At 67.4% G+C, this 26030-nt stretch carries 24 protein-coding genes and 1 riboswitch; of the genes, 12 read left to right on the top strand and 12 right to left on the bottom strand.

Annotation, left to right across the window (positions count from 1 at the left end; translation table 11 throughout):
• Position 1: 1 nt before the first annotated feature.
• Positions 2-1291 (top strand): acyl-CoA dehydrogenase family protein, encoded by a 1290-nt coding sequence (locus ACIBCN_RS21625; protein ID WP_396993408.1) that lies wholly within the window; start codon positions 2-4, stop codon positions 1289-1291.
• Positions 1292-1319: 28 nt separating this feature from the next.
• On the opposite strand, the gene ACIBCN_RS21620 is transcribed toward ACIBCN_RS21625, so the two are convergent.
• Positions 1320-2009: a winged helix-turn-helix transcriptional regulator gene (locus ACIBCN_RS21620; RefSeq protein ID WP_396993407.1), complete on the bottom strand. Its 690-nt coding sequence runs from the start codon at positions 2007-2009 to the stop codon at positions 1320-1322.
• 90 nt (positions 2010-2099) lie between these two features.
• Between ACIBCN_RS21620 and ACIBCN_RS21615 the strand changes: the two genes are divergently transcribed.
• The 6 genes from ACIBCN_RS21615 to ACIBCN_RS21590 all read left to right on the top strand — a co-directional run bounded on the left by ACIBCN_RS21615 (position 2100) and on the right by ACIBCN_RS21590 (position 6410).
• Positions 2100-3230 carry an acyl-CoA dehydrogenase family protein gene (locus ACIBCN_RS21615; RefSeq protein WP_396993406.1) on the top strand — a complete coding sequence of 377 codons (1131 nt, stop codon included), beginning with the start codon at positions 2100-2102 and terminating at the stop codon, positions 3228-3230.
• A 48-nt stretch (positions 3231-3278) separates the two neighbouring features.
• A complete protein-coding gene (locus tag ACIBCN_RS21610) occupies positions 3279-3512 on the top strand; it encodes a DM13 domain-containing protein (protein WP_396993922.1) in 234 nt (77 codons plus the stop codon).
• 98 nt (positions 3513-3610) lie between these two features.
• On the top strand, positions 3611-3736 hold the full coding sequence (locus ACIBCN_RS21605) for a hypothetical protein (protein WP_396993405.1): 126 nt from the start codon (positions 3611-3613) through the stop codon (positions 3734-3736).
• Positions 3737-3785: 49 nt separating this feature from the next.
• Positions 3786-4331, top strand: coding sequence for an HNH endonuclease (locus ACIBCN_RS21600; protein WP_396993403.1), 546 nt, complete (start codon positions 3786-3788; stop codon positions 4329-4331).
• A gap of 25 nt (positions 4332-4356) precedes the next feature.
• A complete protein-coding gene (locus tag ACIBCN_RS21595) occupies positions 4357-4632 on the top strand; it encodes a WhiB family transcriptional regulator (RefSeq protein ID WP_396993402.1) in 276 nt (91 codons plus the stop codon).
• A gap of 110 nt (positions 4633-4742) precedes the next feature.
• On the top strand, positions 4743-6410 hold the full coding sequence (locus tag ACIBCN_RS21590; protein ID WP_396993401.1) for a VWA domain-containing protein: 1668 nt from the start codon (positions 4743-4745) through the stop codon (positions 6408-6410).
• Between the two features lie 125 nt (positions 6411-6535).
• Here ACIBCN_RS21590 and gcvP read toward each other — a convergent pair whose 3' ends face one another.
• The 7 genes from gcvP to ACIBCN_RS21555 all read right to left on the bottom strand — a co-directional run bounded on the left by gcvP (position 6536) and on the right by ACIBCN_RS21555 (position 14079).
• The gene (gene gcvP / locus ACIBCN_RS21585; RefSeq protein ID WP_396993400.1) at positions 6536-9358 is read right to left on the bottom strand and encodes an aminomethyl-transferring glycine dehydrogenase; all 2823 of its coding nucleotides are present in this window, start codon (positions 9356-9358) and stop codon (positions 6536-6538) included.
• A gap of 150 nt (positions 9359-9508) precedes the next feature.
• Positions 9509-9608: riboswitch (glycine riboswitch) on the bottom strand.
• Positions 9609-9863: 255 nt separating this feature from the next.
• Complete coding sequence (locus ACIBCN_RS21580; protein ID WP_107656386.1) at positions 9864-10457, bottom strand: MerR family transcriptional regulator; 594 nt, start codon at positions 10455-10457, stop codon at positions 9864-9866.
• A gap of 206 nt (positions 10458-10663) precedes the next feature.
• On the bottom strand, positions 10664-11137 hold the full coding sequence (locus tag ACIBCN_RS21575) for a bifunctional nuclease family protein (RefSeq protein ID WP_069160942.1): 474 nt from the start codon (positions 11135-11137) through the stop codon (positions 10664-10666).
• A gap of 263 nt (positions 11138-11400) precedes the next feature.
• A complete protein-coding gene (locus tag ACIBCN_RS21570; protein WP_396993399.1) occupies positions 11401-12195 on the bottom strand; it encodes a MerR family transcriptional regulator in 795 nt (264 codons plus the stop codon).
• A gap of 112 nt (positions 12196-12307) precedes the next feature.
• Positions 12308-12793 (bottom strand): FHA domain-containing protein, encoded by a 486-nt coding sequence (locus ACIBCN_RS21565; protein ID WP_040734653.1) that lies wholly within the window; start codon positions 12791-12793, stop codon positions 12308-12310.
• A gap of 168 nt (positions 12794-12961) precedes the next feature.
• Positions 12962-13360, bottom strand: a complete 399-nt coding sequence (gene gcvH, locus ACIBCN_RS21560; protein WP_396993398.1) for a glycine cleavage system protein GcvH — start codon at positions 13358-13360, stop codon at positions 12962-12964.
• Positions 13361-13440: 80 nt separating this feature from the next.
• Entirely contained in the window at positions 13441-14079 is a 639-nt protein-coding gene (locus ACIBCN_RS21555; RefSeq protein ID WP_396993397.1) for a CDP-alcohol phosphatidyltransferase family protein, read from the bottom strand.
• A 165-nt stretch (positions 14080-14244) separates the two neighbouring features.
• On the opposite strand from ACIBCN_RS21555, the gene ACIBCN_RS21550 reads away from it, so the two are divergent.
• The 3 genes from ACIBCN_RS21550 (at position 14245) to ACIBCN_RS21540 (ending at position 18418) form a co-directional block, all read left to right on the top strand.
• Positions 14245-15939, top strand: a complete 1695-nt coding sequence (locus ACIBCN_RS21550) for a GMC oxidoreductase (RefSeq protein ID WP_396993396.1) — start codon at positions 14245-14247, stop codon at positions 15937-15939.
• 85 nt (positions 15940-16024) lie between these two features.
• Positions 16025-17422, top strand: a complete 1398-nt coding sequence (locus ACIBCN_RS21545) for a DUF2252 domain-containing protein (RefSeq protein ID WP_396993395.1) — start codon at positions 16025-16027, stop codon at positions 17420-17422.
• A gap of 114 nt (positions 17423-17536) precedes the next feature.
• Complete coding sequence (locus ACIBCN_RS21540) at positions 17537-18418, top strand: nuclease-related domain-containing protein (protein WP_396993394.1); 882 nt, start codon at positions 17537-17539, stop codon at positions 18416-18418.
• A 6-nt stretch (positions 18419-18424) separates the two neighbouring features.
• Here the strand turns inward: ACIBCN_RS21540 and ACIBCN_RS21535 are convergent, their stop codons facing one another.
• Positions 18425-20824, bottom strand: coding sequence for an ATP-binding protein (locus ACIBCN_RS21535; protein WP_396993393.1), 2400 nt, complete (start codon positions 20822-20824; stop codon positions 18425-18427).
• A gap of 300 nt (positions 20825-21124) precedes the next feature.
• On the opposite strand from ACIBCN_RS21535, the gene ACIBCN_RS21530 reads away from it, so the two are divergent.
• A complete protein-coding gene (locus ACIBCN_RS21530; protein WP_396993392.1) occupies positions 21125-21754 on the top strand; it encodes a phosphatase PAP2 family protein in 630 nt (209 codons plus the stop codon).
• 72 nt (positions 21755-21826) lie between these two features.
• The gene (locus ACIBCN_RS21525; protein WP_396993921.1) at positions 21827-22675 is read left to right on the top strand and encodes an LLM class F420-dependent oxidoreductase; all 849 of its coding nucleotides are present in this window, start codon (positions 21827-21829) and stop codon (positions 22673-22675) included.
• 60 nt (positions 22676-22735) lie between these two features.
• Here the strand turns inward: ACIBCN_RS21525 and ACIBCN_RS21520 are convergent, their stop codons facing one another.
• The 3 genes from ACIBCN_RS21520 to ACIBCN_RS21510 all read right to left on the bottom strand — a co-directional run bounded on the left by ACIBCN_RS21520 (position 22736) and on the right by ACIBCN_RS21510 (position 26029).
• A complete protein-coding gene (locus tag ACIBCN_RS21520; RefSeq protein WP_396993391.1) occupies positions 22736-24370 on the bottom strand; it encodes an ABC transporter permease in 1635 nt (544 codons plus the stop codon).
• Positions 24371-24443: 73 nt separating this feature from the next.
• The gene (locus ACIBCN_RS21515; RefSeq protein WP_396993390.1) at positions 24444-25376 is read right to left on the bottom strand and encodes an ATP-binding cassette domain-containing protein; all 933 of its coding nucleotides are present in this window, start codon (positions 25374-25376) and stop codon (positions 24444-24446) included.
• Entirely contained in the window at positions 25376-26029 is a 654-nt protein-coding gene (locus tag ACIBCN_RS21510) for a TetR family transcriptional regulator (protein ID WP_396993389.1), read from the bottom strand. The genes ACIBCN_RS21515 and ACIBCN_RS21510 overlap by 1 nt, the downstream gene beginning before the upstream one ends.
• Position 26030 lies beyond the last annotated feature (1 nt).

Genomic DNA, 26030 nt, shown 5'->3' with positions numbered 1-26030 from the left:
CATGGCTTGGGATTTCGAGACCGACCCGGACTTCCAGCAGAAGCTGGACTGGGCGGCGGAATTCGTCCGCACCGAGGTGGAGCCGCTCGACCTGCTCTACCCGAACCCGTACGACCGCACCGACAAAGAGGCGATGGCGCTGATGCGCCCGCTCAAGGAGCAGGTCAAGGAGCAGGGACTGTGGGCCTGCCACCTCGGTCCCGAGCTCGGCGGCCAGGGCTACGGGCAGATGAAGCTGGCCCTGCTCAACGAGGTACTCGGCACGTCGTTCTGGGCGCCGTCGGTATTCGGTTGCCAGGCACCGGATTCCGGCAATGCCGAGATTCTCGCGCATTACGGGACCGACGAGCAGAAGGCCGAGTACCTCGCGCCGCTGCTGGCCGGTGAGATCGGCTCCTGTTACGTGATGACCGAACCCACCGGCGGCTCGGATCCGACGACGTTCAAAACGCGCGCGGTCCGCGACGGCGACCACTGGGTGATCAACGGCGAGAAGTGGTTCAACTCCAACGCGCAGTTCGCCAGCTTCCACATCGTCATGGTGGTCACCAACCCCGATGTCAGTGCGTACCAGGGCATGTCGATGTTCATCGTGCCCGCCGACACCCCCGGCCTCGAGATCGTCAAGAACTTCCACGTGCATGGCTTCAGCGAGCACGAGGGACACCTGCGCTTCACCAACGTCCGGGTACCCGCCGACCACCTGCTCGGCGCCGAGGGCCAGGGCTTCATCGTCGCGCAGACCCGCCTCGGTGGCGGCCGCGTGCACCACGCCATGCGCACAGTCGCCTTGGTACGCAAGGCCTTCGACATGATGGCCGAACGCGTCGTCTCCCGTCCGATGCGCAAGGGCCCCCTGGCCGGCCTGCAGATGACCCAGGAACGCATCGCGGACAGCTGGATCGAGATGGAACAGTTCCGCCTGCTGGTCCTGCGCACCGCATGGCGCATCGACAAGGAACAGGACTACCTCAAGGTGCGCAAGGACATCGCCGCCATCAAGGTCGCCATGCCCAAGGTCATGCACGACATAGCCCAGCGCGCCCTGCACCTGCACGGCGCCATCGGCGTCAGCACCGACCTCCCCTTCGTCGACATGATGAACTACGCCGAGGTAATGGCGATCGCCGACGGCCCCACCGAGGTCCACAAGATCACCCTCGCCAAGGAAGTCCTCAAGGACTACGCACCCGGCGACCCCGTCTACCCCAGTGGCTACCGCCCCGCACTCCGCGAAAAGGCCCGCGAGCTCGTCGCGGACCGCCTCGAACACATCGTCGGCAACCTCTAGACCAAGCGACAGATAGGTTCCACTTCGATCACGAAGCGCGAGTAGCGAAGTCAGCCGAGATCGGGTTCGTGTACGGCGCCATCGGGCTGAGTCGAAGCACCGACGGCATGCGGCGGGTCAGGGCGGAGGGCCCGGAAAAGCTCAACCTGCCCGTCCGAAGCGCTTGTGCCAGTGACAATCTGCCGAGCCAAATCAGGTACAGCGAGCTGACGTCGGAAATGATGGCCACGTCGACCGAGTAGCCGGGGTCGGCGGCGCAGACCGACGGCACGCCGGATTCGATGACGATCCAAAATCGGTCCGGCACATCGGAAAACCGCACGGCCAGGACCTGGCGCTTACCCGGGAACGATGAGGTGTCGAGGCGAGTGTGCATCCACCACACCAGCACCGCCGGGTCGAGCTCCTCCGGTTGCGGGTCGCCGAAGGTCCAGCGGGCGCCCCACTCGCCGAGGCCGAACAGGATCGGCTCGAGTTCCTGACCCGCCTCGGTGAGCAGGTACTCGGAGCCGATCTTGTCGACCAGCCCCGCCCGTTCGAACTGGCGCAGCCGTTTGGCGAGCAGGCTGCGCGACAAGCCTGGTAGACCGCGTGCGAGATCGTTGAAACGTGTTGTGCCCAGGAACAGATCACGCACGATCAGCAGCGACCAGCGCTCGCCGAGCACGTCGAGCGCCCGCGAGATCGGACAATATTGGCCGTAGCCCGGTGTCGTCATGGTCACCTCGTGGTCGGGGTCCACTTTGTGGACCGGCAGAGTCCACTTTCTGGACTATGCGGTTATCGCGGCCGTTCCTACCTTCGAAACATGACGACAATCTCCCCTGACACCACCATCGACTGGCTCACCCTCGCGCGCACCGTCGGCGAAGCCCTGAGCCCCGAGGTCGCCGACCGCGACCGCAGCGGCGAATTCTCCCGCACCGCGTTCGAAATACTGCGCGTCACCGGGCTTTCGGCCGCCATGGTGCCCGCCGAATTCGGTGGCGGCGGCGCGACCCACCGCGAGATGGGCACGATTCTGCGCGAACTCGGCCGCCACGATCCCTCGACCGCCGTCGCGTTCGCGATGCACACCCATCTCGTCGCCGCGCAGGTGTGGCGGCACCAGCACGGCATCGACGCGACACCGCTGTTCCGCAAGGTGGTCGACGGGGCGATCCTGATCAGCACCGGCGCGGCCGACTGGGTCGGCTCCAGCGGTAGGGCCGAGAAGGTCGACGGCGGCTACCGGGTGCACGCGCGCAAGGCACCGGCCAGCGGCGTCGAGGCGGGCACCGTGCTGGTCACCAGCATTCGCTGGGATGACGCACCCGACGGCCCGCACGTCCTGCACTGCGCCATCCCGGTGAACACTCCCGGCGTGCGCATCGAAACGACCTGGGACACACTCGGATTGCGGGCGAGCGGATCGCACACCGTGATATTCGAGGATGTCTTCGTCCCCGACGCCGCCGTCTCGCTGCTCCGCCGCGCCGACACCTGGCCGCCGGTGCTGAATGTCGTGATGGGCGCGGCGATGCCGCTGGTCATGGCCGCCTACCTCGGCATCGCCGACGGTGCGGTAGACCTGGCCACCGCTCTGGTCGCCGACCGCGCCGACGCACCGACCTTCCAGCTCGCGGGCGAAATGGTCAACGCGCACACCACCGCCGCCGACCTGATCGAGGCCATGTTCACCGGCTCCGACAACCTGCACTTCGACAACACCGACAGCCACGCCAGCAAGACCCTCAGCCGCAAGACGGCGGCCGCCGACGCGCTCATCAATACCGTCCGCCTGGCCATCGAAACCGTTGGCGGGCTCGGCTTTTCGCGCGCCTGCGAGCTGGAGATGCGCTACCGCGACATACACGGCTGCCTGTTCCACCCGCTGCCGCGCGCCAAGCAGACCCGCTTCACCGGCCGAGTTCTGCTCGGACACACGCCGATCGGCTGATATCGCCCGCGGCCCCGATGCGGGCGAAACCCTTTCGGGAACGGCGGAATCGGCACACACACCACCGGCGCTCGCTCCGGAAACCTACGACATCCGTCAGCGTTTGGTCACAGTTCTACACCCGGCAACAGGCCTTCACGACACCTCCGGAACCGTACGCATCCTGCAGCTCCCGACGGCGGCCGCGTCCTCCGAACCGACCTGACCGCACTCACCAGCGTCACCATCTGGTGCCAGCGGTTCCACGTCTCCTTCGGCGCCGCCCGGCTGACCACGAAATAAATGACCCGACAGCGGTAGGTCGGTTATGTCACCATGGGATTCGACGATGATCACCAGGTAGCGGTGATCCACGAGCACGAGGAAAGGAGGAGGTGGCGATGATTCCCAAGAACCCGATGCGGGCGAACATCGAGGCGGCACAACGATTGTCGACCCGGAAACCCGCTGTCGATCGACAGCTGTGCGGCGGACGCGAAGACGGCCACCTCCCGGCCGGTCGCTGACCGCCCCGCCACCTCCTCGCTCGACTCCTCCCGAAACATGGTGATTCCCATGACATTCCGCCATGCCGCCGACCCCGCGGCACTAACCGCCGACAACTGGATACACGCCGGAGTGCTGGTACTGAACGCCTCCTACGAGGCCCTCACCCAGATCAGCGCTGACCGGGCCATCGTGCTGCTCATGGCAGGCGCGGCGGAGTCGATCGCCGACCGCACCCCGCACTTCTCGATCCGCTCCCAGCACTCCGAGCTACTGCTGCCCGAAACCATCCGGCTGCACCGCTACGTCTACCTCGAGCACACCACGCGCGTACACGACGAGAGCCGGGCCACCCTGGCCGGTGTGCTGCGCCGAGACGCCCACCGGTGCGGCTACTGCGCCGACTGGGCCCGCACCGTCGACCACATTCGGCCGCGCAGCCGGGGTGGCCCGAACACCTGGAGCAACCTCGTGGCCTGCTGCGGACCGTGCAATACGACCAAGGCCGACCGCACCCCCGAGGAAGCGGGCATGCGGTTGCTCTGGCAGCCCAAGGCACCCAACCACCAGGCCAAGCAACAGCGGCGGATCTGGAAGCAGCTCGCGGCAACCTGAACATCCGAGAAAGGAGAGGATCGCGATGACCGTTCGCACCGAGACCACCGCGGTCGTGGAGCTGACCCTGGCCGAGCTGCTCCCACTCTCGGACTCCCGAGAGTGGCATCGGGCCGCCTGCCGGGGTGACCCGCATCACGAGGCGTGGTTCCCGTACCCGTCGCAGGACTTCGCCTACGCGCGCGGCATCTGCGCGGACTGCCCGATCCGCGCGGCCTGCGGCGAGTTCGCCGCCCGCACCGGCCAGTCCGGGGTGTGGGGCGGCCACGAGTTCGACCGCGGGCAGCTGATCCGCCCGTGAGCACCGCCGCGGTGTCCCGCCGGGACACGGCGGCGAACTTTGCTACGGCTCGCCGCCGAAGGCAAGACTCACCGAGCCTGCAAACCGCAGGTGAACATAGACTGTGCGGCGTGGGTACTCATCGCAGCGGAACCAAAACCCGGGGCGTCAGCAAAGGTCCGGTTATCGCAGTGGTGGCCATCGTGCTGCTGGTCCTCGGCGTCGTCGCGTGGTTTCAGCTACGCGACCGAGCGGCCGACGAGGACAGCGCCGCCGCGGCGGAATGTGTTTCTGGACCCGCGACGCTCTATGTGACCGCCGACCCGGACATCGCCGCGCAGGTCCGCGGCGCGGCGGACCGGTACAACGCGACCAAACCGAAGGTGCGTGACCACTGCGCGCAGGTGGTGGTGACCGCGCAGCCGTCGGCCGCGATCGTCGCCGCGTTCACCGACGGCAAGCCGTGGGATCAGAACCTCGGCCCGCAGCCGGTGCTGTGGATCCCCGATTCGACGCGCTCCATCGAGTCCATGCGGGTGCCCGGCCTGATCGAAGGCACGCCCGCGCCTATCGCGGCGAGCCCGATCGTGCTCGCGGTGCCGGACGAATTGCGCGGCGCGCTGGAACAAGCCAAGACCACCTGGGCGGATCTGCCACGCCTGCAACAAGGTTCGCTCAACGACGTCGGACTGTCAGGCTGGGGCGGCTTGCGCATGGCACTGCCGCCCGGCGACTCCGCACTGGCCGCCGCCGTCGCGGTCGGCTCCGCGGTGTCGGGCGCCGAACCGCTCAGCGAGCAGGCCGCCAATTCCGGGCAGGCCGTCTCCGCCGTCTCCGGGCTCGCCGCCAACGCACCGGACGCCGCCGATACCACCGCGGCCTTCGGCATCATCGCGGGCACACCGCAGTCCGCCGCCGTGCACGCCGTCGCCACCACCGAGCAGCAGGTGAAAAGCCAAGCGGGACTTGCCGTCTTCCACCCGGGCGGTGCCGCACCGACCGCCGATCACCCGGCCGCGCTGATGTCGGGACCGTGGGTCGACAAGACACAGAATCTGATCGGCGGCCTCTTCGCCGATTACCTGCGCGCCCCCGAGCAGGCCCAGGCCTTCACCGCGGCCGGCTTCACCACCGCGCCCGCCGCCACCCCGGCGCCGCCGCGCGCCGCACTCGACAAAGTCCGTGCCACCCTGGCCCATCCGGTGCTCGGTGTGCAATCCACTGTCCTGGTGGATGTCTCGGCGTCCATGGCGACCTCCGACGGTTCGATGACCCGGCTCGCGAATGTCCTTGCCGCACTGAACTCCACGCTGACCGTGATGCCACCCGACTTCGGCCTCGGCCTCTGGACCTACGGCAAGAACCTCGATGGCACATCGCCTTACAAGGTACAGGCCGCCACCGCCGCACTCTCCAACGATCAGCGCACGAAACTCGGCAACGCACTCGAAGCCGTCAAGGCCAGCGACCTACGATCCGATCAGGCGTACCCGACCCTGATCGCCGCGTACAAGAGCGCCATCAACGGATACACGGCGGGCCGGACGAATTCGGTACTGCTCATCACCGACGGACCCGAGGACGACTCGACGGTCACCGGCGCCAAACTCGCCAGCGACATGGCGGCCGCGATCGACAAGGACCACCCCGTCCGAGTCGACATCATCGTAATCGGCGGCCAAGGCACGCAGACGCTGAAGAGCATCTCCGAGCAGACCGGCGGCACCTACACCCGCCTCGCCACCTCCGACGACATCGCCTTCGGCTCCGCGATCGTCCAATCCCTGACCACCCCCTGACCGAAGGCGCCCCTCGCCCGGCCTCAGCCGATGAAGGGCGCCTTCGGTCGATGCCGGGTTGCCACTGGACCGAAGGGCGCAGTCAGTCGGTGTTGGGGGCTGACGGGCGTCTTCGGTCGGGTTGGTCAGTCGGCGTACGCCTCCAGCGGGGGGCAGGAGCAGACCAGGTTGCGGTCGCCGTACGCGCCGTCGATGCGGCGGACGGGGGGCCAGACCTTGGCGCGTGCGTGGCCGAGACCGCGTGGGTACACGGCGGTTTCGCGGGTGTACGGGTGGTCCCACTCACCGACCAGGCAGGCCGCGGTGTGCGGCGCGCCGCGCAGCGGGTTGTCGGTGACCGGCCAGACGCCGGCCGCGACCTGATCGATCTCCTTGCGGATCGCGATCATCGCCTCGATGAAATCGTCCAGCTCGGCCAGGTTTTCGCTCTCGGTCGGCTCGACCATCAGCGTGCCCGCGACCGGGAAGCTCATGGTCGGCGCGTGGAAACCGTAGTCCGCCAGCCGCTTCGCGACATCGTCGACGGTCACGCCGGTCCGCTTGGTGATCTCCCGCAGATCCAGGATGCACTCGTGCGCGACCATGCCGTGCTCACCGGTGTAGAGCACCGGGAAGTATTCATCGAGCTTGCGTGCGATGTAGTTGGCCGAGGCGATGGCCGTCAGGGTGGCGTCGCGCAGGCCGTCCGCGCCCATCATCCGGATGTAGGCCCAGGTGATCGGCAGGATCGAGGCGGAGCCGTAGTTGGCGGCCGACACCGCGTGCGAGTCGGTCACCAGCGGGTCGCCCGGCAGGTAGGGCGCCAGGTGCGAACGGACCGCGACCGGGCCGACACCCGGACCGCCGCCGCCGTGCGGGATGCAGAACGTCTTGTGCAGGTTCAGGTGGCTGACGTCGCCGCCGAACCGACCCGGACGAGCAAGCCCGACAAGGGCATTCAGGTTCGCGCCGTCGACGTACACCTGACCACCCGCGTCGTGCACCAGCGCGCACAGTTCGGCGACCTCGTGCTCGTAGACGCCGTGCGTGGACGGGTAGGTGATCATGATGCAGGCCAGCCGATCCGCGTGGTCGGCGATCTTGGCACGCAGGTCGTCCAGGTCGACGTCGCCGTTCTCGCGGCACTTGACCACCTCGACGCGCAGCCCGGCCATCGCCGCCGAGGCCGCGTTGGTGCCGTGCGCGCTGGACGGGATCAGGCAGGTATCCCGGTGTGTGTCACCACGATCCAGGTGGTAGCGCCGGATCGCCAGCAGGCCGGCGTACTCGCCCTGGCTGCCCGCGTTCGGCTGCAGGCTCACCGAGTCGTAGCCGGTGATGTCGGACAGCCACCGCTCCAAATCGTGGATCACCTGCAGCAGGCCCGGCGCGTCCTCAACCGGCGCGTACGGGTGCACGCGGGCGAAGCCGGGCCAGGTGATGGCCTCCATCTCGGCGGTCGCGTTGAGCTTCATGGTGCAGGAGCCGAGCGGAATCATGCTGCGGTCCAACGCGATGTCCTTGTCGGACAGCGACCGCAGGTAGCGCAGCATGGCCGTTTCGGTGTGGTACTTGGTGAACGCCGGGTGATCGAGGAACTCCGAGGTCCGGTTCTCGATCGCGACGGCGGGCGCCGGTGCGGACTGCTCGGAAGACAGTGCGGTGCCGAAGGATTCGAGCACGGCCGCGACGTGCGACTCCGTCGTCGCTTCGTCGCACGCGATACCGACATGATCGGCGTCGACCAGGCGCAGGTTGATCCCCCGCGACTTCGCCTTCGCGACAACGGCTTCCGCACCGCCGGGCACGTGCGCCAGCACGGTGTCGAAGAACGTATCGTGCACGACCGCACCATCGAGACCGGCAGCGATGGCGGCGGCATGCCGATGCACGCGACGAGCGATCTCGCGCAGGCCGTCGGCACCGTGGTAGCTCGCGTACATCGCCGCGACGATGGCGAGCAGCACCTGCGCGGTACAGATGTTGGAGGTGGCCTTCTCCCGGCGGATGTGCTGCTCACGAGTCTGCAGCGCCAGCCGGTAGGCGACATCGCCGTCCGCGTCCACCGACACCCCGACCAGCCTGCCCGGCAGCTGCCTGGCATACGCCGTGCGCACTGCCAGATACCCGGCGTGCGGGCCGCCGAACCCGAGCGGAACACCGAAACGCTGGGTGGTGCCGAAGCACACGTCCGCGCCCTGGTCACCCGGCGAAGCGATCAGCGTCAGCGCCAGCAGGTCCGCGCCCACCGCGACCAACGCGCCACGCTCGTGCGCCGCGCCGATCAGCGACGTCCAGTCCACCACGCGGCCGGACGCACCGGGCGTCTGCACGAGCACACCGAAGAATTCACCTTCGGGCAGCTCACCGGCGGACAGATCCGCGGGCACCAGTTCGATCCCGAGCGGATAGGCCCGAGTGGTGAGCACGGTCTTGGTCTGCGGGAACAGGTCGGTGTCGATGACCAGCCGCGCCGACTTGGACCGGCTGGCCCGCTGCAGCAGCGTCATCGCCTCGGCGGCCGCGGTGGCCTCGTCGAGCATGGACGCGTTGGCCACGTCCATGCCGGTCAGCTCCGACACCATGGTCTGGAAGTTGAGCAGCGCCTCGAGCCTGCCTTGGCTGATCTCCGGCTGGTACGGCGTGTAGGCCGTGTACCAGGCCGGGTTCTCCAGCAGGTTGCGCACCAGCACCGGCGGGGTCAGCGTGTCGTAGTAGCCGAGCCCGATCATCGAGGTGGCCACGGTGTTCGAGTGGGCCAGCCCGGCGAGTTCGGCCAGCACCTCGTGTTCGGTTGCGGCAGGCGGCAATCCGGCTAGTCCGGATCCGTCGATGATGGTGGCGGGCAGGGCCTTCGTGGCTAGCTCGTCGAGCGAGTCGACGCCGACGACGTCCAGGATCCGGGCGATTTCGCCCCGATCGGGTCCGATATGGCGGTCGGCGAATGAACGAGTCACGGCAGCTCCCATGTGGGTCGGGCGGGTCGACGGGCGGTCGACGGGTACCAGCCCTCCCCCTCTGTCGTGTTGCCTGAGAGATTCGGGCGCGCGACCGTAATGAAGGTCGAGCCCCTTTCCCCATGGGCGGGCGGCCCGAAGCCACCGCTTTCCAGAGGCGCCCAAGCCCGCACGGTCCCTGATGCCTGAGAGATTGACGGGGAGGTGCTGCTCCTTCGGCGCCCGGACTCTGTCGAACCCGGGACTCTCCCGCACGGCGTTGGCGCGCCACCAGTTTAAGCCGACGACACGCCGGAACGTGTCACTGGTCCCGCCCTTGCGGGTGTCGTGCTGGTCACGCTCGTGCGCCGGGCTGTCAGCTAGGAACATATATAGATGCGCATATCTACTTAACACAATGTTTTTGATACGTTTCAAACCAAGCCGTCCCGCACTCGAAAACCAGGTGCCACCCAGCACAACACCCCGCTACCCTCGACATGTCGGGGAGGCGGGGTGCTATGTCAGTTGTCTACTTTTAACCGGTCTTGCGGCTCATCCGCGCCTTACGCCGGTAGGACAGCTCGTCCTCCGGCCGTTCCGTCACCGCGGACGCGCGTTCGGCGGGGAAATTGGCGATAGCGCCGGTGAGTTCGTGCATGGCACCGCTGATGGCGATACCGAAAACGCCCTGCCCGCCCTGCAGTAAATCGACTACCTCCTCGGCCGAGGTGCACTCGTACACCGAGGTGCCGTCGGAGAACAGCGTGATCCCGGCGAGATCCTGCACTCCCCTGCTGCGTAGATGGTCGACCGCGATCCGGATGTTCTGCAGCGAGATGCCCGCGTCGAGCAGCCGCTTCACGATCTTCAGGACCAGGATGTCCTTGAACGAGTACAGCCGCTGACTCCCCGAGCCCGCGGCGCTGCGGATGGAGGGCACGACCAATCCGGTGCGCGCCCAGTAGTCGAGCTGCCGGTAGGTGATCCCGGCCACCTGGCATGCACTGGGAACCCGGTAGCCGACCAGATCGTCGGGAACCGAGTCGTCCGGGAACAGGCCTGGCTGTACCACATCCTGCGATTGCTCTGCCACTGACCACTCCCTTGCTTCGCCGACGGCTAGCCTCATCGATGACCCGGCTCCGTTTCGACCACTGCTGTGCTGACGACCTGGCCAAAACGGACGTGGCCCAACTATCGAGATTACTCCCCCTGATTGTCCAGGGAGCACCATCGTCAGGCCAAACGCGACGCGCGGTTAAACTCTCAAGCTCTGGTTAAGGGCTGAGCCCCCGGTCATCCCGCGAAAACGCCGGATTGCCGGAAAGATCCTGTTCAGCTATCTGTGGCCTTGAAGTCGTCGGGTGAGACCGACTCCAAGAATTCCTTGAACTTCTCCACCTCGTCCTCGCGCTCGTCCGGCATCACCAGCCCGGCCTCCTCGAGCACCGGCTCCTCGGCGTAGATCGGGCAACCCACCCGCAACGCGATCGCTACCGAATCGGACGGCCGCGCCGAGATGTGCAGATCGTTCTCGAACACCAGATCGGCGTAGAAGGTGCCCTCCTGCAGATCGACGATGCGCACTTCCTTGAGGGTGTGCCCGAGCTCGGTGATCAGGATCTTGATCAGATCGTGGGTCAGCGGGCGAATCGGGGTCACCCCCTCCTGCTCCAGCACGATCGCGGTCGCCTCGGCCTGCCCGATCCAGATTGGTAGGTACCGATCCCCCGAAACCTCACGGAGCAACAGCACGGGCTGATTCTGTGGCTGCTCGACACGAATGCCGATCACACGCATTTCACTCATGCCTGCGCCTCGCTAACGCTCGGCTCCGGCATGCGCGATGCACGCTGTGACATGATTCGTTCGCTTCGCTCACTCATCGCACTGCCTCCCATTACTTCACACCAGCCGCACGCCGGCCGCCCGGCACGACCACCGCAGAGCTCGCCGTACCACGAGTCTAGGCGAACCCGCGCGAGTGCAGCGGTCCGTGTGCACAGCCGAAATCGGCGTGTTGGATGACCGAAACATGACGCGGATCCCGTGTCAGCGGTTCAACGGGATGTTCAGCCGCCCAGCGACGTCCGTACCGACGACTTCACCAGGCAGGCGTGCAACGTCAGCGACAGCGCCGCGAGTTCGCGCACCGTTTCCTCTGCCCTGGCGCGCGCACCGGCGTCGCGGCTCTTCGCGATCGGGGCGGCGATCTGCGCGACCAGCGCGGCCTCGCGATCGGCGGCCAGCTTGAACGCACGCAAATGCCGTGCCTCCAAACCGAATTCGGCCATCGCCTTGGCGGTCTTGGCTAGCGTCACGGCGTCGCCGTCGAAGAATCCGGCGGCGCCGGGGGTGATCAGGTTGGCCCGGATCAGATCGTTGAGGAACGCCTCATCGATCTCGGCCTGCGCGAGCAGATCCGCGCGGGTGAGCCGGATTTCGTGGTCGAACCGCAGATCGTCGGGGGAAATCTCGCTGGGCACCACGCCGAGCCTCCTCGGCACCGCGGCGCCGTTCCGGTTCCCGCCAGACGCGGCCGGGTGCTCGGAGTCGGCGACCGCCGACTCCGAGGCATCCGTACGGCCGGAGTGCGCCCGAGCGCGGGCTTCCCGCACGCCGAGCGTCGCCGCACCGCTGTCGATCGCTTCGAGTTGTTCCTTGATCACCTTCAGCGGCAGGTACTGATCGCGTTGCGCGGTCAGCACGAACCGAAGCCGTTCACAATCGGCGATGGAGAATCTGCGGTAGCCCGAGGGCGTGCGCTCCGGCCGAATGAGGCCCTCCGCTTCGAGGAAGCGGATCTTCGAGATGGTGACGTCCGGAAAATCCGGGCGCAGCAGGTCGAGCACGGAGCCGATCGACATGCCTCCGCGTGCCCACTGCGCCGCGCCGGTCACAGCGCCGAGCCCCTCGACAGACCGAGCTCCTTCATGACCCCGAGCCCTTCGTGTCGAGAAAGAACCCAGCGCCGCGTGCTCATAGGCTCCCTGCACCCGCAGATGGCTCGTTGACCTGGGCCCGCGGTCCGGTGAGGAACACGAGACGGAACTTACCGATCTGTACCTCGTCGCCGTTCTGGAGTTCCGAGGAGTCCACCGGCTCCCGATTCACATAGGTGCCGTTCAGGCTGCCGACATCGACAACCTGGAACGAATCGTCGTCCTGACGGAACTCGGCATGCCGACGGCTGACGGTGACGTCGTCGAGAAAGATGTCACTGTCGGGGTGGCGGCCCGCCGACGTAGTCGGCTGATCCAGCAGGAACCGCGAGCCCGCGTTCGGGCCGCGCTTGACGACCAGGAGGGCCGCACCAACGGGCAGACCCTCGACCCCTTGGACCGGCTGTTCACCGGTCGGCTCTCCGGAGCGCGACGCGTCGACCTCGTTCAGGAAATCCGCGCGGAAGACCGACGTCGTCTCGGCCGCGGTCTCCCCGTAACCCGGGTCTTTGTTCTCGCTCACCGTTTCTCTCCTCCTCGAACCTGATTATCCATGCAAGCAGGTGATACCTGTGGCACCACGACCTGCCGTCGAGTCCCTAGATTTCCGACAATGACTGTCGGCGCATCTGTTGGCATTGACCGTACCCTGCCAGGGCGTGCCCGTGCAGGTAGAACCGGGAAGGCTGATTCAGCCCCCGATAACTCCTTGATAACCTGCCGCATCCAACAGTTCATCAAGGGTCTTGTCGAGGCCGGCGGCGTCCGCGACCTCGAGTTCGAACAGCCATCCGTCACTGTACGGATCGGTGTTCAACGTCTCCGGCTCCTGCACCAGAACCTCGTTCACCGCAACAACTTTCGCCGCGATCGGCGCGTAGATGTCGGACACGCTCTTGGTCGACTCGACCTCCGCGATGCTGTCTCCGACGGCGACGTCCTTCTCCGTCTCGGGCAGCTGCACGAACACCACGTCACCGAGTTGGGACTGGGCGTAGTCGGTGATGCCCACCCGAACCCGGGTCGGGCCGATCCGCTGCACCCACTCGTGCTCTTCGGTGTAGCGCAGATCTTCGGGGGTCTGGGTCACAGGCCGTCCGTCCTTTCCGTTGTGATCGTGTGCGCGCAACTCTATGCGAGGGTTGCGACAATGTTCGACTCGACCGCCGGTCAGGTCGTCCGGTGTGGCACAGCCGGTATCGAGCGAGCGATGGCGATCGCCTTACCGGTGTAGAGCAAGCCGGTCCATACATACACCGCCGTGCCCCAGACCAGTAATGCCCCGCCGAACGCCCGTCCGAAACCGTCGAGCGCCCAATCCATCTCCCCGGCCAGCAGCCAGACGAACGCGGACATCAACGCGAAGGTCGCCGCCTTGCCCAGATAGATGACCTCGGGCGGCGGCAGATCGCGCCGCTTGTAGACCGAAAGCGTGAGGGTGAGGACCAGATCGCGACCGACAAGCAGTACCGCGACCCACCACGGGATCAGGCCGCGGATCACGAACGCCACCAGGGTCGTCACCAGGTACAGCCGGTCCACGAACGGGTCGAGCAGGGCACCGAGGCGCGAGGACTGATCGAGCAGGCGGGCCAGCTTGCCGTCCAGGAAGTCGGTCAGACCGCTGGCGAACGCCAGCACGAACGCCCAGCCGTAGGCGTGCTCGACCAGCAGCAGCCACAGGAACAGCGGAACACCCAGCAGGCGCACGAAACTCAGGACATTCGGGACGGTGAGGATGCGGTCGTCGAAGACGCCGCCGGTGTCGGCGCGCTCCCCCGGCTCCGTAGTGCCCGATTCGGTTGTCACGCCCCGTGCTTACCGCACCGACCCCGGTCGACGCCATCCGGGCACGCCGGTTTTCCCGATATCCACGGGTAAGGATGGTTTGCACCACAGGCCGGCGGTGACAGAATGAGTATGAAATTATCTCATCTGTCGGTACGGTGAACGTCCGGTGAGCGAGAGGAAGTCATGCCCGCATTCGACTACGACGTGGTGGTGATCGGTTCCGGATTCGGCGGCAGCGTGAGCGCGCTCCGGTTGACCGAGAAGGGATATCGGGTCGGCGTGCTCGAGGCGGGCAGGCGGTGGCATGCCGACGACATCCCGAGCTCCAATTGGAATGTGCGTAAGTCGATTTGGGCGCCGCGACTGGGTTTGACCGGGCCACAACGGATCAGCGTGCTCGGCAAGTGCGCGGTGTTCTCCGGTGCCGGCGTCGGCGGCGGCTCACTCATCTACGGCAACACCCTCTATGAGCCCCTGTCGAACTTCTATACCGACAAGCAGTGGGCGCACATCACCGATTGGCGGGCCGAGCTGGCGCCGTATTACGACCAGGCGCAGCGGATGCTCGGCGTCGCGCCGAACCCGCGGCTGACCCCGGCCGACGAGGTGATCCGCGAGATCGCCGACGACCTCGGCGTCGCCGACACCTTCCATCCCACCAATGTCGGGGTGTTCTTCAACGAGAGCGATCCGGGCACCGAGGTCGACGACCCCTATTTCGGCGGAGTCGGCCCGCGCAGGCGCGGTTGCGTGCACTGCGCGCGGTGTTTCACCGGCTGCCCGAACAACGCCAAGAACACCACCACCACGAACTACCTCTACCTCGCCGAGCAGGCGGGGGCCGAGGTGCACCCGCTGACCACCGCGACAGTGGTGCGACCGCTGCCGGACGGCGGCTACGCGGTCGAGACGCAACGCTCGGACCGGTGGATCCGCAAGCAGCGCAAGACCTTCACCGCCGAGCAGGTGGTGTTCGCCGGTGCCGCGCTCGGCACCCAGAAGCTGCTGCACAAGATGCGCGACGACGCGGTGCTGCCGCAGTTGTCGCCGCGACTCGGCGAGCTCACCCGCAGTAACTCCGAGGCGATCCTCAATGTGGTGAGCCGCGCGCGCCGCGACTTCGCCGAAGGCATCGCGATCACCTCCTCGATCCATCCGGCCGAGGACACCCACATCGAGGTATGCCACTACGGCAAGGGACAGAACGCGCTGTTCCCGATGTCGGTGCCGATCGTGGACGGTGGCGCGTTCCGGTTCCTGCGCTTCTTGCTGGCGATGGTGTTGCATCCGTTGGTGTTCCTGCGCAGCCTCAATGCCAGGCACGCGTCGGAGAAGTCGGTGATCCTGCTGGTCATGCAGTCGCTGGACAATTCGCTCACCTCGTTCCGCAGGCGCGGGCTGCTCAAGACGAAACAGGGCACCGGCGAGCCGAACCCGACCTGGATCCCGATGGCACACGACATCGGACGCCGCTTCGGCGAGAAGGTGCGCGGCGATACACACGGGCTGGTGATGGACGTGTTCAACATCCCGGCGACCGCGCACTACATCGGCGGCTGTGTCATCGGCGACACCCCGGAAACCGGTGTGGTCGACCCGTATCAGCGGGTGTTCGGCCATCCAGGGCTGCACGTGGCGGACGGATCGGCGGTGACCGCCAACCTCGGCGTCAATCCGTCGCTCACCATCACCGCGCAGGCGGAGCGGGCAATGGCGTTCTGGCCCAACAAGAACGAGGCCGACCCGCGCCCGGAGCTCGGCGCCGCGTACCAGCGCATCGCCCCCGTGCTGCCGAAGCAGCCGACGGTGCCCTCCGCCGCACCCGGCGCGCTGCGCCTGCCGATCAGCCCGGTGGATCCGCCGGTGCCCGCGAACTGAGACACCCGGGCGGCATGCCCGGTAAGCGTCGAACGTGGCGAAACCGACACCGTGCCAGGCGCTGGCACCCGCTAGCGTCAGCATCGTGTCAGACAGTCCTCTCGATCTACGCTCCTATGTCCCCGCGGCGGAGGTGCGCGCCCGCGGCAAGGCGCTGCGCGACCGAGTCCCGGTCACCGCTCGCGATCGGGCGGCCGAGGGAGCGCGGCGGCCCGAGGTGCTCGACTTCATCGAGGCGAGCAACGCGGGCCGTCTCCCGCACCTGGTGCCGCTGCGGATCGGCCGGATGATGGCGTCCCCGTTCACCTTCTACCGCGGCGCGGCCGGGCTGATGGCCGCCGATCTGGCCGGCGGACCGGACACCGGACTCACCGCGCAACTCTGCGGCGACGCGCATGCCGCGAATTTCGGCCTGTACGGCACGCCGCGCGGCGAAATCATCATGGACATCAATGATTTCGACGAGACCATCGCCGGGCCGTGGGAATGGGATCTGGACCGGTTGGCGGCCAGCCTGGTACTGGCGGGCCGGGAAAGCGGTGCGGGCGAGGACGACTGCCGCGCGGCCGCGCACGACGCGGCCCGCGCCTACCGCCTCGCGGCCGACCAGCTCGCCGAGCAGCCGTTCCTGGAATCGTGGAGCGCGCTGCCCGACGAGTCGGTGCTCGACCAGGCCGCGGCGCACGACCTGATCGACGACTTCAAGAAGGCCGCGAAGAAGGCGCGCAAGAACACCAGCGCCAAGGTGGTCGCCAAGTGGACCGAACACCTCGAGGACCACAACACCGGCATCAAGAAGCACCGATTCATCAGCGACCCACCGATTCTCACCCCGGTCGACGAACACGTCACGAACGCGATCACCGACGGGCTGCAGCGCTACGCCGATACGCTGCGGCGGTCGCGGCGCCACCTGCTCGCCCGATTCGCGGTGTCCGACATCGCCTTCCGCATCGTCGGCACCGGCAGCGTCGGCCTGCACACCTATGTCGCGCTGCTGCACGGCAACGAGGGTGAGGCGCTGGTCCTGCAGATCAAGCAGGCCAACCCGTCCGCGCTCGCGCCGTACCTGCCCGCGCCGCCGCCGAAGCACGAGGGCAAGCGAATCGTGCGGGGCGCCAGGCTCGTTCAGTCGGAGAGCGACATCCTGCTCGGCTGGACCAGCGTCGACCCGACCGGCGACGGCATCGAATTGCCGTTCATCGTCCGGCAATTCCGCAATCTGAAGGGCAGCATCGACCCGGCCGGCCTGTCCGCCGCCGACCTCGACGACTATGGCAGGCTGGCCGGCGCGCTGCTGGCCCGCGCGCATGCGCGCTCGCTCGACCCACGCCTGCTCGCGGGCTATCTCGGCGACGACGAGCGGTTCGACGACGCGGTCGCCGATTTCGCGGTCCGCTATGCCGACCGCACCGAATCCGACCACGCCGCACTGGTCGAGGCGGTCGAGGCGGGCAAGATCGCGGCCGAACAACCGGAGTGATCTCGATACCAACACGCCGACTGTTGCCATGAGCGCGGCGAATTCGCCCGCACACCTCGTATCCTTGGCACTGTCGAGTGTCGACGTGAAGGGCGGTCGTTAATGCTCGTGCGAGTGCAGAACGCCGCAGGCACCAATGCCGAGCGGGCGCTGATCGATTGGTTACGCACCTGGAAAGACGCGGGCAGTCCGAAGGGCGTCGCCACGATCAACTGCAGTCTGTTCCACAAGGATCGGCTGCACCAGTTCGACGCGGTGGTGTGGACGCCGACCAGCTGCGTGGTGATCGAGGCCGAGGCGCTTGTTGCCCGGCAGGACGGCGTGCTGGAGATCCCGCTCAACGGCCAGTGGACGATCAACGGCGACCCCGCCGTGATGGAGGGCCGGGACCGGCGCACCCCGTTGGAGAAGTCCCGCGAGCACACCTTCGCGCTGCAGAACTGGCTGGCCGCGCGCGGCCTCGGTCAGCGCGCGGTGCACGGGCTCGCGCTGGTCGTCCCGCTGCGCGGTGCCGAGCTGAAGATCAAGCAGGCATGGAGCGACCCCAGCTTCGACGTGATCCTCGGCGACGATCCCGGCACACTCCGGCACTACTTCGACGCGCTCGCCGAGCAGGAAAAGCACCTGTGGACGGCCAACGATGTCGCCATCGCCTTCCGCGGCCTCGGCATCCTGCCCTACCTGCCCGCCCCGCAGGAACTGCTGAACGAGGGTTTCCTCGGCCCGATCGACATCACGCTGTGGCACGGCGGCCCGAACCAGGCGCAGGCCGAGGCCTACGCGGAGGAGCTGGCACACGCCGAGCGCGAGGCGCACCGGCCGGTCTACGCGGTCGAGGCGCCCTGGTACAGCCCGTGGAAGCTGTATCCGCGGGAAACCAGGGACATGGATTTCGGTCGCGCCTTCATGCGGATCACCCTGGCGATCGGCATGCTGATCGCCTTCGCCTGGATGCTGTGGTTCGTCATCAGCGCGATCTTGACTTATGGCCCCTGAGCCGCCTCATGCCTTGCGCGCCACGGTGATTCGGGGCAGCTCGGTGGTCGGCTCGTCGAGCACCGGTTCGGCGCGGACGGTGTCGTCCGGCGCGGGCTGCGAGTCGCGTTCCACCAGCAGCGCGACGTGCAGCCGCGAGGGACAGCCGAGCTTGAGCATCACCTGACGCACGTGATTGACGACGGTCCACTCCGAGATGCCCAACTCGGTGGCGATCATCCGGTTGGTCATGCCGGTGGCGACCAGTCTGGCGATCTCGCGCTGCCGGTTGGTCAGTGCGGCAAGCGGGGACACGTCCGGGTTGGGCAGCGTCGGGCCGGTACTGGCATAGGCCACCGCGTCGGCCATCGTCATCTCCCCGGCCCGCCGCACGATCTCGCGAAACTTGCTCTCACCGACAGTGTTTCGGTGCTCTGACTCGCGGGGTGCCCGATCACCGCCACCCAGCGGCGGTATGCCGTGCGCGACCCGCAGCCGCCGAGCCGCGAGCAGCAACGTCAGCGTCGGTTCGGCGAACTCGGCACCCGCCGCGTCGTACGCCAGCGCGCAGCCCTCCAGCGCGATGATCGCTTGCAGCACTTGGGTTTCCAGATCGGCGTCGGCCAAGTTCTCGCGGTAGAGTGACTGGGCCCGATCCGCGGTCCGGCGTCCGATCTGCGTGCGCGCCAACGCGTTCAGGCCGATCAACCGCGCCGTGCTGTCCAGCCACCTGGCACGATCGCGCAGCTTGGCCAAAAGCTCGGCGTCGCGCGTCGGCGGATCCGGGATGCGCAGCAGCATCAGCGCGCCCTGCAGTCGGCTCGGCCACGGCCCACTGAGCTCGTCGGCATACCGCACCGCCGTGTCCAGCAGTTCCTTGACGGCCACCCGGTCTCCTAGCGAGATCAACACCGCGGCGAGCACCACGCTCACCCGGGTCGCGTCCGCGTGCCTGTCGAAACGGCGATACGCCGCAATCGAATTCGTCAGCAGTTCGGTCGCCCGCGGTAACCGCCCCGACCGGGCCGCCCAGGTGCCGAGCACCTCCAGGCACAGCGGTGCCGTCACGCCGTGCGACCGGGTGCCACGGTCGCTCATCTCCAGCGCCTTGGCCAGTACCGACTCCAGCTCGGCCTGGTAGCCGTGCTGGATCCACGCCGACTCCAGGTCGGCAGCGAGGCGCACGGCCCGTTCCGGCCGGCCCATGTCGATCAGATGGTGCACCGCCCAGCGGAAGTCCGCCAGCTGCTTGCCCGCCGCCGCCAGCGCCGCGGCCCGATGCTCGCGCTGGTCGAATCGGGGACGGATGGCCTCGGCCAGCTGACACAGCCGGTCCACGTGATCGTCACGGATCGCGGTGGCGCGCAACGGGTCAGCGGCGAGTACCTGGCGGCAGTAGGCGCGAACGGTGGCGAAGAGCCGATAGCCGTGTCCATGCGTTCCGCTGGACGTGTGCTCGAGCAGGCTGCGCTGGACCAGCTCCGCCATCGCGGTGACCGCCGCCTCCTCGCTCGTCCCGGACGCGAGGCAGGCGATGTCGGTATCGATCACCGCCTCGTACAGCGACAGTCGCAGCAGGAGGTCGAGCACCTCGGGGGTGACGTCGTCCAGGCCCCACTCGACCGCGCCGTGCAGGGTCCGGTGCCGCTCGGGCACATCCACATAGGACAGCGAGCGCAGGTCCGCGCCCGCCCGGATGCGATCCAGGGTGCGTACCGGGCCGATCCTGGCGATCGAACCCGCCGCGAGCTCGATGGCCAGCGGCACGCCGTCGAGTTGCCGCACGATCTCGTCGAGCACCGGCCGATCGGCCATCGCGGCCGTGCCGCGGTAATGGCTGTCGATGCTGTCGAGCAGCAGCTGGGCGGCGGGTGCGGAGCCTGCGTAATAGTCACCGCCGTCGCGGCCGGTGCGCAACGGGCGCACGCACACCACGCATTCGCGATACAGGTGGAACGGGACGCGGCTGGTCGCCACGAGGACCAGGTGCGGGCAGTGCTCCAACAGCCGGGCCACATCGGCGGTAATCCGCTCGACCACTCGATCGCAGTTGTCCAGCAACAGCATTGTCCGGCCGGTACCGAATGTGTCGGCCACAGCGTCCCATGCTTCGACCGGGTCGAGGCATGGGGGTGCGGTGGCGAGCGGGCGCCGGTTTACCTTCTCCAGCACCGCGTTCCACGCGCCTGCTCGATCGGTGCCCACGCCTAGATCGGCAAAGACGACACGTTCTCCATGGAATGCGCTGTCCGACAGCGCTTCTCGAGCTAGCCTGGATTTACCCACCCCGGCGGTTCCGGTGAGCGTGAGCAGCCGGACCCGAGGATCGACGAGTAATCGACCGAGCTCGGTCAGCTCGGCGGTCCGGCCGACGATGGCCGGTAGCCGATATGTTCCGGCCAATGAAGGCCGGACGTCATCGCCCATGGGTACCTCTCAGTCACAGCCACGGCTGCGACAACGGCACGAAATACGCCCGAGCCACGTTGCATCCAGGCCGACCGAGCCGAGAATTTCGATTGACGAACCCGAATGTTCATCGATCGAATACGACGATACCAAGTCCCCGCAGCGTCGCGAGGCGTTAACCGAATCTCCGAGTTGACCTGGGGCCGCGAAGATTTCGAAGGTCACCCCCGATCCGACCGTGCGCTGCCGGATGACCATCGACTGCTCCGCCGACCCTCGGTCGGATAACAAGAACGCGTCAGTAGCTATCGTCGACCGGTGTTCGGACTACGGCAAGACACCAGCCTCGAGGGCTTGCTCCGGCTCGGGGGCATCGCGCTGGGCGGCGCCGTCACGGCGCTGGTGCCGTTGACGTTCCCGCCCGACGGCGGCCCGACGGCGTTCGATCGCGCGCTCGCCGCACCGATCCACGCGGCACTCGACACCCGGCCCGGCATCTACCAGGCGCTGGTGATTCCCAGCAACGCCTACATTCTCGTGCCACTGCTGCTGCTCGCGGGCGCGTGGTTCGGCTACCGCGGCCACTGGCGGCGCGCCGCGATCATGGTGGCGGTTCCCGAACTCGCCGCCGGCCTCAACGCCGCGCTGTGGAAGCCGCTCTGGGATCGGCACCTGCACGACTACCTCGCCTATCCCAGCGGGCACACCGTGCATCTGGTCGCGATCGCGACCACGTTCATTCTGCTCGTCGATTCGGTTCGGGCTCGGGTCAGCACGTTCGCGGTGGCGGTGGTGGCGCTGCTCGCGGCGGCGGTCGGAATGGTGGGACTCGACTATCACCTGCCCACCGACATCATCGGGGGTGCCGCCGTGGCCATCGCGATGGTGCTCGCGCTCTGCTGGGCGGCTCAACTACTCATCGATAACACGAACGCGGCAGGCCGATGAACCGCAAGCCCTTGGTACCGGTCGAGAAAGATGGTAGAACTTGTTCTAGTTTACTGGATGGGAGCGCGTACGGTGCGGTACGGGATTGTGTTGTTCACCAGCGATCGAGGCATCACGCCCCAGGACGCGGCGGTAGCCGCCGAGGGTGCCGGTTTCGACACGTTCTACGTGCCGGAGCACACGCATATCCCGGTGGTGCGCGCGGCGGCGCATCCGCAGACCGGTGACGCGAGCCTGCCGGACGACCGGTATCTGCGCACGCTAGATCCGTGGGTGGCGTTGGCGACCGTGGCCGCTGTCACGAGCCGGATCGGCCTGTCCACGGCGGTCGCGCTGCCCGCCGAACACCACCCGATCACCCTCGCGAAAACCATCGCCTCGCTGGACCACCTGTCCGGCGGCCGAGTCAGCCTCGGCGTCGGATTCGGTTGGAACACCGATGAACTCGCCCATCACGGGGTGCCCCCGGCCAAACGCCGCACGGTGCTGCGCGAGCACCTGGACGCGATGCGCGCCATCTGGACCGACGAGGAGGCCAGCTTCGCAGGCGAGTTCGTGAACTTCGGCGCCAGCTGGTCATGGCCCAAGCCGATCCAGAAGCGAATCCCGGTGCATCTCGGCGCGGCGGGCACCGAGAAGTCGTTCACCTGGCTGGCCAAGAACGCGGACGGCTGGATCACCACTCCCACCGAAGACGGCGTGGACACCAAGATCGCACTGCTGCACCGTATCTGGCGCGAGCAAGGCCGCGAAGGCACGCCCGAGGTCATCGCCCTCGCAGGCAAACCGAACCCGGCGCAGTTGGCGCAGTGGGCCGAGGCCGGCGTCACCGAGGCCGTTTTCGGCATGCCCGACCGATCAACAGACGAAGTGCGCGCCTACCTCGACCGGCTCGCCGGAAAGCTCGGCATCACCGCCTGAGCGATACGGACGCGACAGCGGCCCGCGCGCACCCAGCACGCGCGGGCCGCTCTCGCACCGCTAGCGCAGGTCTCGCCTGCGGAACGCACCGATGCCTATCGCAAGCAGCGCCGCGGCGATCACCAGCAGCCAGAGCACCGGAGCCACCTGGAATTCCGCGCCGGGCACCTTCGGCGGATGCACGAACGGCACCACGTCGACGATCCACTGCGGCAGCCCGTCCAGCGAGCCCGCGAAGAAGATCACGAGCATGACGCTGAGAATGCCCCAGACGACGGGGGTGAAGCGGGGCGCGATCCCATAGATCGCCACCGCGATGCCGGTGAACACCCACACCGCGGGCACCTGAACCGCCGCGGCACCCAACGAGTCGGCCAACTTACCCGCCAGGTCACCATCGGTCGCGCCGTAGACGATACCGATCGCCAGACCGGCGAGCAGGAGCAGCAGCGCGGGACCGAGCAGCGCGAAGCCGATGTGGCTCAACGCATATCGCTCCCGGCTGACCGAACCGGCCAGCGTCGACTCGGCGCGCTGGCCGGCTTCCTCGTCGTGCAGTCGCAGCGTCGCCGAGAGCGAGTACGCGGCCGCGCCCATGGCGAGCAGCGACAGCGCGAAGGTGACGAACGAATCCTGCAACATGTCTGATCCACCCATCCGGGTGAGCATGTCCTTGATCGACGAATTGTTGTCCAGCATGTCGCCGACGCTCTTTATCGCCCCACCCATCAGCAGCCCGTACAGCAGGAATCCGATGGCCCAGATCAGCAGCGAGCCGCGCTGCAAGCGCCAGGCCAACCCGGTCGGGCCGGACAGCCCGGCGGCCGCGGCCGGTGGGCCAGGCCGTTCGGCGAGCAGCCCGGACCCGGTATCGCGCCGGGTGAGCAACCCGTACGCGGCACCAACGGTGAGCACCGCGAGTGCCAGCAAGGGAATCAGCACCCACCAGTGTTCCTGCGCGAACGCCCGCATCTGAATACACCAGCCGAGCGGCGAAAACCAGGTCAGCACACCGTTTCCCGCGTCACCGATCGCCCGCACGGCGAAAGCGGCGGCGAGGGCGCCGAGCGCGACGCCGCGGGCGATCCGCGCGCCGGTGCTCACCTGGGCGGCCACCGCGGCGACCCCGGCCCACGCCAGGCCGGAACAGGCGAGCGCCACGGAGAACGCCGCCGAACCGGCGATCGGCAGGTCGTTGCTGTACAGCATTGCGGTAGAAAGGATTCCGACGAGCACACAGCCCGTCGCCGTCATCAGCAGCGCCGCGGTGAGCCCCGCGAAGCGACCGATGCTGGTGGCGCCGACCAGTTCGGCCCGCCCGGTCTCCTCCTCGACCCGGGTATGCCGGATCACCGTGAGAATCGTCGCGATCCCGATCATCGCGAAGTACGGTCCCGCCTTCCACAACGCCATGGAGCCGATATCCGTGCTGAACACCGGTCCGTACATGGCGACGAGTGCGGGACTGTCGGTGATGGTCTTCGCGTAGTTCGCGAGATCGGCCGGTGTGCCGTACACCTTCTTGGTGCTCGCGACGTAAAAGGCGGGCAGCATGCCGAACGCGATCACCCACAGCGGCAAGATTATTCGGTCGCGGCGCAGGTAAAGGCGCAGTAGTTGGCCGGTCCCCGCGAAGTCGGCCGCGCCGCGCACGGCGGGGGCGGCGTAGTGTCGGCCCGCGGCAATGGTAGTCATGCCTGCGCCTCGCTGACGCTCGGCTCCGGCATGCCCCCCGGGGGTGCTGTGTTCAATGGCTCGCTTCGCTCGCTCATGCGCGCACCTTCTCCCCGCTCTTCGCCGCGCGCGCCGAGGCGTCGCCGTCGACGTGGTAGTGCCGCAGGAACAGTTCTTCCAGGGTAGGCGGCGCACTGGTCAGGCTGCGCACGCCGGTGTCGCCGAGCACCCGGATCAGCTCGCCGAGATGTCCGCTGTCCACCTGGCAGCGCAGCGTCGTACCGTCCCACTGGATGTCGTCGACACCGTCGATCCGGCCGAGATCGCCTGGGTCACCGACCAATTCGGCGGTGATCGAGGTTCGCGACAGGTGCCGCATCTCGGACAGCGAGCCGCTCTCCACGGTACGTCCGGCCCGGATGATGGTCACCCGATCGCACAGCACCTCCACCTCGGACAGGATGTGGCTCGACAGCAGCACCGTGGTGCCGCGCTGCTTGGCCTCCTCGACGCATTCCCGAAAGACCTGTTCCATCAACGGATCCAGGCCCGAGGTCGGCTCGTCGAGCAGCAGCAGCCGCACGTCCGAGGCGAGCGCCGAGATCAGCGCGACCTTCTGGCGGTTGCCCTTCGAGTAGGTGCGCGCCTTCTTGCGCGGGTCCAGATCGAAGCGCTGGATCAGCTCCTCGCGACGCTCCTTGTTGATGCCGCCGCGCATCCTGGCCAGCAGATCGATCGTCTCGCCGCCGGACAGCGACGGCCACAGCGTGACATCGCCTGGCACATAGGCGAGTTCGTGATGCAGGGCGACCGCGTCGGCCCACGGGTCGCGGCCGAACAGTTCGGGCCGGCCGGAGGTGGCGCGCAGGATGCCGAGCAGCACCCGGATGGTCGTCGACTTACCTGCCCCGTTGGGTCCAAGGAAGCCGTGGATCTCCCCTTCTCTGACAGTGAGATTCAACCCGTCCAGTGCGGCGACGTGGCCGAATGTCTTACGGAGATCTTCGATTTGAATGACCTCGGACATCATTGCTCCTTGATGAAGGCGTCCAAAAGCGTGGAGTCGGTGAGAATGCCCTGGGTGTAGAACTCCAGAGCGGGAGCCGTGAGCTCTTCGGTCAACTCACGGATTGCCTTACGGAAATCGAGCCTTTCGCCGGGTTGCTGATGCATCTGCATCCAGAGCAGCGTCGCACCGACGTTGAGCGTCATCAGGTATCTGGCACGCGCGGCCGGGTCACGGCTCGGCTTGATCGAACCGGCGTCGACACCCTGCTGGATGTAGACCTCGGCGTCTTCGGCCAGGTGATCGAACAGCGACCGTGCCATCGGACCGCCCGCCTGCAGGCTGCGCACCATGTAGCCGACCAGCGGTCCATACGCTTCGATCTCGGCGAGGGCGGCCAGCATGCCCTTCGCGACACTGCTGGCGGTGAGGGCCTTGAGCTTCTCGTCGCGGATCAGCTGCAGCACCCGCGTGTCGCAGGCGGCACGCAGGCCGTCCTTGGAGCCGAAGTGATGATTCACCAGACCCGGTGAGACGCCCGCCGCCTTCGCGATGGCACGCACGCCGACCTGGAAACCCTCGTCGCCGAAGACCTCGATGGCGGCGTCGCGTATTCGCGCTGCCGTGGTCAGATCCGTGGCGGGTCCTTGCGGTACGGGCTGTTCGTTAAACACA

Source organism: Nocardia sp. NPDC051052 (assembly GCF_044456045.1).
GTDB lineage: Bacteria > Actinomycetota > Actinomycetes > Mycobacteriales > Mycobacteriaceae > Nocardia.
Note: the sequence above shows the minus strand (reverse complement) of the source record. Positions and strands in the feature narration are given on the sequence as shown.

Bases quoted from the DNA above. Each gene is read 5' to 3' on its own strand.
- ACIBCN_RS21625 (WP_396993408.1), top strand. From the start codon at position 2: ATGGCTTGGGATTTCGAGACCGACCCGGACTTCCAGCAGAAGCTGGAC.
- ACIBCN_RS21620 (WP_396993407.1), bottom strand. From the start codon at position 2,009: ATGACGACACCGGGCTACGGCCAATATTGTCCGATCTCGCGGGCGCTC.
- ACIBCN_RS21615 (WP_396993406.1), top strand. From the start codon at position 2,100: ATGACGACAATCTCCCCTGACACCACCATCGACTGGCTCACCCTCGCG.
- ACIBCN_RS21605 (WP_396993405.1), top strand. From the start codon at position 3,611: ATGATTCCCAAGAACCCGATGCGGGCGAACATCGAGGCGGCACAACGA.
- ACIBCN_RS21600 (WP_396993403.1), top strand. From the start codon at position 3,786: ATGACATTCCGCCATGCCGCCGACCCCGCGGCACTAACCGCCGACAAC.
- ACIBCN_RS21595 (WP_396993402.1), top strand. From the start codon at position 4,357: ATGACCGTTCGCACCGAGACCACCGCGGTCGTGGAGCTGACCCTGGCC.
- gcvP (WP_396993400.1), bottom strand. From the start codon at position 9,358: ATGGGAGCTGCCGTGACTCGTTCATTCGCCGACCGCCATATCGGACCC.
- ACIBCN_RS21580 (WP_107656386.1), bottom strand. From the start codon at position 10,457: ATGAGGCTAGCCGTCGGCGAAGCAAGGGAGTGGTCAGTGGCAGAGCAA.
- ACIBCN_RS21575 (WP_069160942.1), bottom strand. From the start codon at position 11,137: ATGAGTGAAATGCGTGTGATCGGCATTCGTGTCGAGCAGCCACAGAAT.
- ACIBCN_RS21570 (WP_396993399.1), bottom strand. From the start codon at position 12,195: ATGTCGATCGGCTCCGTGCTCGACCTGCTGCGCCCGGATTTTCCGGAC.
- ACIBCN_RS21550 (WP_396993396.1), top strand. From the start codon at position 14,245: ATGCCCGCATTCGACTACGACGTGGTGGTGATCGGTTCCGGATTCGGC.
- ACIBCN_RS21535 (WP_396993393.1), bottom strand. From the start codon at position 20,824: ATGGGCGATGACGTCCGGCCTTCATTGGCCGGAACATATCGGCTACCG.
- ACIBCN_RS21520 (WP_396993391.1), bottom strand. From the start codon at position 24,370: ATGACTACCATTGCCGCGGGCCGACACTACGCCGCCCCCGCCGTGCGC.
- ACIBCN_RS21515 (WP_396993390.1), bottom strand. From the start codon at position 25,376: ATGTCCGAGGTCATTCAAATCGAAGATCTCCGTAAGACATTCGGCCAC.